Source organism: Anoxybacteroides tepidamans (genome assembly GCF_014201465.1).
Classification (GTDB): Bacteria; Bacillota; Bacilli; order Bacillales; family Anoxybacillaceae; genus Anoxybacteroides; species Anoxybacteroides tepidamans.
In genome coordinates, this window is sequence record NZ_JACHEP010000029.1 from 22,075 (window position 1) to 31,150 (window position 9,076).

5 protein-coding genes are annotated in these 9,076 nt (G+C 44.0%); 3 read left to right on the plus strand and 2 right to left on the minus strand.

All coding sequences use genetic code 11. From position 1 onward, the window contains the following. Nucleotides 1-237 precede the first annotated feature (237 nt). Both HNQ34_RS15820 and HNQ34_RS15825 read right to left on the minus strand, forming a co-directional pair. Nucleotides 238-4,710 carry a glutamate synthase-related protein gene (locus HNQ34_RS15820; RefSeq protein WP_183256295.1) on the minus strand — a complete coding sequence of 1,491 codons (4,473 nt, stop codon included), beginning with the start codon at nucleotides 4,708-4,710 and terminating at the stop codon, nucleotides 238-240. 275 nt (nucleotides 4,711-4,985) lie between these two features. Next, on the minus strand, nucleotides 4,986-6,281 hold the full coding sequence (locus HNQ34_RS15825; RefSeq protein ID WP_183256297.1) for a glutamate-1-semialdehyde 2,1-aminomutase: 1,296 nt from the start codon (nucleotides 6,279-6,281) through the stop codon (nucleotides 4,986-4,988). Between the two features lie 112 nt (nucleotides 6,282-6,393). Between HNQ34_RS15825 and HNQ34_RS15830 the strand changes: the two genes are divergently transcribed. The 3 genes from HNQ34_RS15830 to HNQ34_RS15840 are packed head-to-tail and all read left to right on the plus strand — an operon-like array spanning nucleotide 6,394 to nucleotide 8,975. After that, nucleotides 6,394-7,401, plus strand: a complete 1,008-nt coding sequence (locus HNQ34_RS15830; RefSeq protein WP_183256299.1) for an ABC transporter ATP-binding protein — start codon at nucleotides 6,394-6,396, stop codon at nucleotides 7,399-7,401. Beyond that, nucleotides 7,394-8,185, plus strand: a complete 792-nt coding sequence (locus HNQ34_RS15835; RefSeq protein ID WP_183256301.1) for an ABC transporter permease — start codon at nucleotides 7,394-7,396, stop codon at nucleotides 8,183-8,185. Before HNQ34_RS15830 ends, HNQ34_RS15835 begins: the two co-directional genes overlap by 8 nt. 4 nt (nucleotides 8,186-8,189) lie before the next feature. After that, nucleotides 8,190-8,975 (plus strand): ABC transporter permease, encoded by a 786-nt coding sequence (locus HNQ34_RS15840; RefSeq protein ID WP_183256303.1) that lies wholly within the window; start codon nucleotides 8,190-8,192, stop codon nucleotides 8,973-8,975. Nucleotides 8,976-9,076 lie beyond the last annotated feature (101 nt).

A 9,076-nucleotide genomic window follows, 5' to 3' on the forward strand; every position in this document is an offset into this window, starting at 1 on the left:
GTGTGACTTGTCTTCGTCACGCCTTCGCGTGACAGAGGACCGAACAACCTACCGCTTCACAGACAAATGTATTTGTCTGGAAGCGGTGTTGTTCGGTCACCCGACAGTCGAAACATACCGATTACTCCATAAAAGACGAAAACGTTAAAGTTCCAAATTGCATTTATATACATGTTTTTGAAATAAAAAAGAGGTACCTCATTGACGAGATACCTCTTATGAAATGGAATGTAAACATTATTCAGTTGAAACGGAAGGATCGGCTTGCTCTTTTGCCGGAATGACTTGGAAAAAGTGATCTTCCGGTTTGTCAAGCAGCGGTTTTAACGATTCCGCTTCTTCAAATTGTTCGTGCTCGATGAGCAAATCAATATATTTGGATAAAAGTTCGTATACATCGGTTTTTCCGCTTTCGCTTAGGCGTTCAATACGAACTTGCGCTCCTTTCGCGATGCGGCGTTCAAGCGCTGCTCTTGTTAATCCCATCTCTGGTTGGTGGCGCAAATAGACGACTCCGCCTGTCATACCCGCGCAAATCCATGGACCAGGGTCGCCGAGAACGAGACCTCGCCCGTTTGTCATATATTCAAATGCGAATCCTTTAATGTTTGCACGTGCGCCGATATTCCCGTGTTCTTCTTCCGGAATTGGTGTGGTGACTTGGCCGCCGATAATCATATCGGCACCAGAAAGGCGAATGCCAGCGCGGGCATCGGCGTTTCCTTGGACAACGAGCAGTCCTTTTTGTGCGCCGTAGCCAAACCCTTTTCCGACCGATCCGTTATAAAACTTTCCGTCTTTTCCTTTTGCTTTAAAAATGAGGATGCTGCCGCCAAGCGCTGTTTTCCCGATGCCGTCTTGTGCGCCGCCATCGACATGAATATGGATGCCGTGGCTATTATAAGCACCGAGTCCGTTTCCAGGAATGGATCCATCTTTGAAACGTAATGTAACATTTGGAAGCTTTTTATATGAGCCATCCAAACGGCCGCGAACGCGATGGCAAGAGACGCGGCTGCCGAGAACGCGCTGTTCGGAAGTGACAGCCGAAAATTCGCGTGAGCGGTGCAAATCTTCGACGCGGTAATCGAGATATTCGGCTCCTGCAGCGACAAGCAATTGCGATTCTTCAACGCTTGCAGTTGCTTCTTTTTGCGTGAACTGTCCGACTTCCAGTACTTTCAGCAAGTGAGTTAAATCAATTTTTTCTAAACCTCTTGCTTGTTCCAATAAATCGGAACGCCCGACGATGTCTTGCAACCGCTCATAGCCAAGCGCTGCTGTCAGTGCTTTAAGTTCGTTTCCAAATGCGGTGAACAAGTTTACGAGCCCTTGCACCGCCGCATTAAATTGGCGCGGAACGAAGCGGCGTAATCCATGTTCTTTTGCCTGCGCTTCCGATTCGATTTGCGTAGCGATGCCGACATGGCATGTATCTAAATGACAGCCGCGGCATGTTGTACAGCCGATCGCAATCATTGAAAGGGTACCGAATCCGATTCGGTTTGCACCAAGCAACATAACTTTGATGACATCAAGCGCACTTTTAATGCCGCCATCGGCCCAAATTTCCACTTTATTGCGCAAACCGGCTTCCAACAGAGCATTATGCGCTGCTTTGACGCCAATTTCGACCGGCAGACCTACGTGTTGTAAAGCATGGATGCGGGCCGCTCCTGTTCCGCCATCGAAACCGCTTAACGTGATAATGTCAGCTCCGGCTTTGGCAATGCCAACCGCAATTGTCCCGATGTTTGGTACGACCGGCACTTTGACGGCCACTTTCGCTTGGTCGTTCGCTGTTTTAAGCTCAGCGATCATTTGCGCCAAATCTTCAATCGAATAAATATCATGGTTGTTAGATGGCGAAATGAGATCAGAGCCGATCGTCGCATTACGAGCTTCAGCGATTTTCGCTGTTACTTTTGCACCTGGCAGGTGACCGCCTTCTCCTGGTTTTGCCCCTTGACCAATTTTGATTTCTAACAAATTAGAAGAGTTGAGCAGTTCAGCATTGACGCCGAAACGGCCAGAAGCGATTTGCTGACCGCGCGTGCGCGGATATTTGCCGAGCATATCTTTAATTTCGCCGCCTTCGCCATTTAAGCTGATCATATTTAACCGATCAGCTGCTTCCGCATAAGCGCGAAATGCGACTTCGTTTTGCGAACCGAACGACATCGAGGCGATTACAAACGGCAAGCTATGCTCTCCGACGCTAATATCGACTTTTTCAACCGGCATTTCTTTTTTCGCTTTCTTTAAATCAAGCAAATGACGAATCGTTGTCGGTGTTTCCGCTTCTAGTTCAGTTAATTTTTCGCGATAGCTATCGTATGAACCAGTTTGCGCCACTTCCCCAATTGCCTTCCAAATGCGCGGGAATACATGGAATGTTTTTCCTGGCTTGGCATTTTCATCGGCGTAATCTTTAGCGCGAGCGATTGCATCTTCTTTTAACGCTGCAAAATCGTACTGTAATGAATCAGATCCAAAGAAGTTGACGATTTTTAATACATCAGCGATTTCATCATGCAAGCCGATCGATGAGAAGAGGCGGCTATATCCCCGCAATTCGTGAATACCGATCGTTGAAATCACTTTTTCTAATCCTTTATTCAGAGCGTTAAATAAATTGACAACAGGTGTGATCAAGTCTTCAGACGCGACGGTTGCGAACATTAAATACGGGCTGATGACATTGGCGCCTAATCCGTAAGCGACAATAAAGTCATGCAATGAACGAATCGCACCGGAGCGAAGCAAAATCGAACAATCACGCCGTAATCCGTTTTCGGTTAAAGCTTGATCAATTGCAGATGTTACTAATAACGGATCTATCCATAAATTTCCGTTTTGATGTGCTTCTGCATCATCAAGGACAAGCAATGTTTTTCCAGAACGAACAGCCTCACATGCTTCATAAGAAAGGCGTTGCAGTGCTTCTTTAATCGTTTCATCTACCGTAAACGTAGCGGAAAGGACGTATGCTAAATCTTTCGACTGGAACGCATGGACGATTTGGTCGTATGAAGGATGTCCTAATGCAGTTGCGCAGTCATATCCTAATTTTCCTTCGATCAAAATCGGTGAAATAAGTTCTATTACATAAGAAAATTTTTGTGATTCAAATAATGACGGACGCTTTCCGATTACGGTTCTTGTTGAGAAATGCTCCGTCTCGCGATCACGGTCAATCGCTGGGTTTGTCACAACAGCGACGCTTTCTTTAATAAAATCAGCGAGATTTTTCCGGTTTGGATCAATCGCAGCAAGCGGCGCATCATGACCGAGCGAACGAATCGGTTCGGCACCTTTTTCGGCCATTTGCTCAAGAAGCTGAATATGTTCGCGATCCCAGCCGAAAGCGGCGTATTGCCCGTTATGGACTTTCGTTGGAGTTGCGACAAATAGATGTTTTTCCAAAACAGGAGGATCGAGTCGTTTACGGAAGTTCGTAATATCGAACCGTTTCGAAAAGCGCGTATATACTTCTTCTTGGAACTTAACATATTCAAACACTTGAATGTTTCCGTCATGCCCCCATTTTAAACCGATTTTTTCGCCAGGGGCTAAAGGCTTTGGCTCTCCTGTGTATTCGCTTGCTGCAATAATTCCTGGCTCAGACGCAAAAACGAAACGATCTTCCGTGTCTAATTTCCAAAGAGGCCGCAATCCTAGCGCATCAACGCTAAATACCGCTTCATCACCATAGCGAGAGATAATGCCGGCTGGACCTTGAGCAAAATGTCCCCATGCCTCGCGAATGTACGCATACAAATCTTGAAGATGTGGCGGATATGCTTTGATTTCATTAATAATCGGCGGGAACAATAGATCCATCGTTTCAAATAAGCTATATCCATGACGGCAAATAAGCGTTTCCATAGTGCGGCTCAAATCTTGCGAATCACTTCCGCCGCTTGTAAGCGGAACGCCGATCATCATCGCTTCATCACGAAGTTTGGCGATTGTATTAATTTCTCCGTTATGTCCTAGCACGCTAAACGGTTGAACACGGAAAAAGTTCGATAATGTATTCGTTGAATAACGGTTATGTCCTAATGTCATGGTCGAGGCGACGAGCGGATTTGCTAAATCATGGTAGTATTTCGGTAAAATATCTCCTGCCCCCATTACTTTATAGACAACATGGAAGTTGCTTAAAGAAGCAACGTGAACATTTTCATCTTTTTCGATTTCAATGAGCAGATCAAACAGACGTTGAGTTAACCGGTCATCGTGATTTGGCAAAAGAGCCACTTGCCAAAAAACAGGTTCTTGCCGCAAAGCGATCGGTCCTAGCGCATGGGAGGATGTGACGCGATCAGATTCAAAAATAAGCGATAAACCGAATTGTTTGAATAAATGTTTAATGATGGATTTCACTTGTTCGACATTCGTCGATCGATTAATAAAAATATGTCCAACTGTAAAATTGTTATCGTTTGCAATTTCCGGGTTTTGACCGGCATTCGCTAGCTTTTCCATCCAAAGCGTTCTTGGTATATCAATATGAATGCCGACGCCATCGCCTTCTCCGTTAATAAATCCGGCGCGGTGATTCATTTTGACAAGGGCTTGAATACAGGTCATAATGTTTTCTCTCGTTGGAATGCGCCGTTTTTCAATGGCGGCCACAATTCCACAGGCATCGTGTTCTGCGTGATGGAAATCTTTAAAAAGGCTCGGATTCCAGCGTTGTTTCATCTTGGCGGCTTGAAAGTGGGGACTCCCACCTTTTGCCTTTCACCTCCTGCGCACAATGTTCTATAAGAAAAATATGAAGTAACAATCGTTAAATAAAAATTTTCAGAAATTTATAGTCTATGTTACCACGTTCAAGAGGTGAAATCAATTATTTATTCATTTTTTTGGATACAATATTCATGTTCTAATATGGAGGCAGTAAAATTTTTTGTAAGCGTTTTCAGTTGTTTTTTATAAACAAACGGAAGAGGTGAACTCCCGTTTGTTTTGTATATTTATTCATTTTTTAATACTTTAAATGCATGTTCTACCGCTTGGATTGTATATCGAATATCTTCTTCTGTATGTGCAAGTGTAATGAACCATGCTTCGTATTTCGAAGGAGCAAGGTTGATTCCTTGTTTTAGCATCAGTTTGAAAAATTTTGCGAACATGTCGCCATCTGTTTGTTGGGCTTGTTCATAGTTTGCTACTTTCTGTGTAGTGAAGTAGACGGTTAACGCCCCCTTTAGACGATTGATTGTAATTGGGATATCGTATGTTTTGGCATGTGTTAAAATTCCTTCTTCAAGCATTGCACCGAGGCGGTCAAGATGTTCGTAAACGCCGTCTTGCTGCAGCACTTCTAAGCAGGCGATGCCGGCAAGAATGGAAGCTGGGTTTCCGGCCATTGTTCCCGCTTGATAAGCAGGGCCGAGCGGAGCGACTTGTTCCATAATGTCTTTGCGGCCGCCGTATGCGCCGATCGGAAGACCGCCGCCAATAATTTTTCCGAGCGCTGTTAAGTCCGGTTCAATGCCTAATAAATTTTGCGCACCTCCATACATAAAGCGAAACGCTGTAATGACTTCATCGTAAATGACGAGCGCTCCCGCTTTATGGGCGAGTTCATTGATCGTTTCAAGAAATCCTAGTTTCGGTTCAACGATGCCGAAATTGCCGACAATTGGCTCAACAAGAACTGCTGCTATTTGATCGCCCCATCGTTCCATTGCCTGTTTAAATGAATCGACATCATTAAATGGAACGGTAATCACTTCTTGCGCGATGCTTTTCGGCACGCCGGCAGAATCGGGAGTCCCTAATGTCGATGGGCCAGAGCCTGCGGCGACAAGCACGAGATCAGAATGGCCGTGATAGCAACCGGCAAATTTGATAATTTTATCTCTTCCTGTATAGGCGCGGGCAACACGAATGGTCGTCATGACTGCTTCTGTTCCGGAGTTGACGAAACGCACTTTTTCCAACGAAGGGATCGCCTCTTTTAACATTTTCGCAAATGAAATTTCATAAGGAGTAGGTGTCCCATACAATACTCCGTTTTCGGCTGCTCGCTGAATCGCCTTTGTAATATGCGGATGCGCATGCCCTGTAATAATCGGTCCGTATGCCGCTAAGTAGTCGATATATTTATTGCCGTCTACGTCCCAAAAATAAGCGCCTTGTGCGCGTTCCATGACGACAGGAGCACCGCCGCCGACCGCTTTATAGGAGCGGGAAGGGCTGTTGACGCCGCCAACAATATGCTCAAGCGCTTCTTTATATAGTTGTTCGGATTTGGTAAATTGCATGCTTAAAAGCCTCCTACGCGATTTTTTTGCCGTTTTTTATTTTAGCATAAGCATACCATTTGTTTCTCATTTCGACTTTCGCTAAACTATTGCTTATGTGGAGGTCGAGAAAATGGATTATGCAATTGAAGTAGAGAAACTGCGAAAAGAATTTAAGTCTTATTCAAGCCGCTCCGGTTTAATGGGAGCGTTTCGTGATTTATTTACGAGAAACTATAAAATCATTCGTGCGGTCGATGATATTTCATTTACCGTCAAGCAAGGAGAGATGGTAGGGTACATTGGGGAAAACGGCGCCGGAAAATCGACGACGATTAAAATGCTGACAGGGATTTTGACGCCGACTTCTGGGAAAGTCGTGGTGAATGGCATGAATCCGCATAAAGAGCGGGAAGCATTTGTGCGAACGATTGGCGTTGTGTTCGGCCAGCGCTCACAACTATGGTGGGATATTGCGGTACAAGAATCATTTCGTTTGTTGAAAAAAGTGTATCGGGTATCGGACCGCGATTATAAAGAACATATGGAACATGTCATTGAAACATTAGATATCGGTCCGTTGTTAGATAAGCCGGTGCGCAAATTGTCGCTTGGGCAGCGGATGCGTTGTGAATTGGCAGCGGCTTTAATTCATAACCCGCCGCTTTTGTTTTTAGATGAGCCGACCATCGGGCTTGATGTGTTGGTGAAGCTAAAAATTCGCCAATTTTTAAAAGAAATTAATGAAAAATACAAGACGACGATTTTATTAACGACACATGATATTTCGGATATTGAAGCGTTATGTGAACGCGTCATTATGCTTGATGAAGGAAAGATCATTTACGACGGCTCGTTGCAGCGGTTAAAGGAAAATTGGGGCGAAGGAAAACAAATTCAGTTCACATTTGCAAAAGAAGTCGTGGATGAGGAGCTGCGCGTCCTCACTAATGATTTAAAAATCGATTGGCGCAAAGGCGAGCAAGCCAACAGCTGGATCGCGCACGTGCCGCCTGTGTATGTATCTGATGTCATTAGCCGTGTTGTAGCTCGTTATGACATTCAAGATATCAACATTCATGAAATTTCGACGGAAGAAATTATTCGCAACATCTATGAAGAAGGTGTTGCGCATGGATAAATACATCGAAATGATTCGCATTCGCTTTTTAATGATGCTTGCCTACCGCACGAACTATTATACCGGTATTTTAATTTATTGCATTAATATCGGAGCCTATTATTTTCTTTGGTCCGCCATTTATAGCGGGAAATCATCGATTCAAGGAATGTCAATCGAACAAATGACGACGTATGTAGCGGTTTCATGGATGGCACGGGCGTTTTATTTTAACAATATTGACCGCGAAATTGCAATGGAGATTAAAGAAGGAAAAGTGGCGACAGAATTAATCCGTCCGTACAGTTATTTAGGCATGAAAACAATGCAAGGTCTAGGAGAAGGGATTTTCCGTTTATTCTTCCTTTCGCTTCCTGGCGTCATCATTACGGCTTTTCTTTTTCCGCTTCATTTTTCAACGAATATTAACACGTGGGCATATTTTGCGTTATCGATTACGCTCAGTTTTATTATTAACTCTGAATTGAATTTGTTAGCGGGAATGGTGACGTTTTTTACGTTGAATAACGAAGGATTGTTGCGGGCAAAACGGTTCGTCATTGACTTGTTTTCTGGGTTGATTTTGCCGATTAGCTTTTATCCTAGCTGGGCGCAAGAAGTAATGAAATACTTTCCATTCCAAGGAATTAGCTATATTCCGAGCATGATTTTTACGGAAAGCTTCCAAGGGCAAGCTGTTATCGACGGGTTATTGTTTCAACTCATTTGGAGCGTCATTTTGCTGATTCCAATTCAGCTACTCTGGAAAGCAGCGAAAAAGCAGCTTGTCGTTCAAGGGGGATGATGTCGTGTTTTACGTATCCGTCTTTTTTCAATATATGGCCCAATATATCAAAACGAAATTGCAATACCGAGCTGATTTGTTTGTGGAGTTTATTTCCGATCTCATGTTTCAAGCGGTGAATTTAATTTTTATTCTCGTTGTTTTTGGCCATACGAAACTGCTGAACGGTTGGACGAGAGATGAAATGATTTTTATTTATGGCTTCTTTTTAGTGCCGTTTGCGTTGTTTGGGGCGTTTTTCAATATTTGGGATTTTAATGAGCGGTATATTGTGCGCGGGGAAATGGATCGCGTTTTAACGAGGCCGGTGCACAGCTTATTTCAAATCGTTTTGGAGCGAATGGAGCTCGAATCGCTTCTTGGCGGGATTACAGGCATCATTATTATGGTATATGCGGGTTCGCGTCTGCACTTAGAGCTTCATTGGTATGATTTATTTATTTTTATTTTGTTTGTGCTCGGCGGGATGTTTATTTATGCAGGCGTTTTTATTTCGCTGGCAACGGTCAGCTTTTGGTCGGATGCGAGAAGCTCGATTATGCCGATGATGTACAATATTAGCAACTACGGCCGCTATCCGATCGATATTTATAACCGCATCATTCGCTATATATTGACATGGTTGCTTCCGTTTGCGTTTGTCGGTGTGTACCCTTCAGCGTATTTTCTCGGCAAAAAAGAATGGTACGGCTACGCTTTTTTAACACCGGTTATGGGTTTGGTCTTTTTTGCGATTGCCGTGTTTTTATGGAACAAAGGGGTTAAACGATATCGCGGCGCAGGGAATTGAAAGGGCACACGAGTGTTGATTATCCATTATTTTACTAAAAAACACAGAATCATATGGCTGAACACAAGCTTTTCTGCCTCTTCCCTCGAACAAGAACGCCG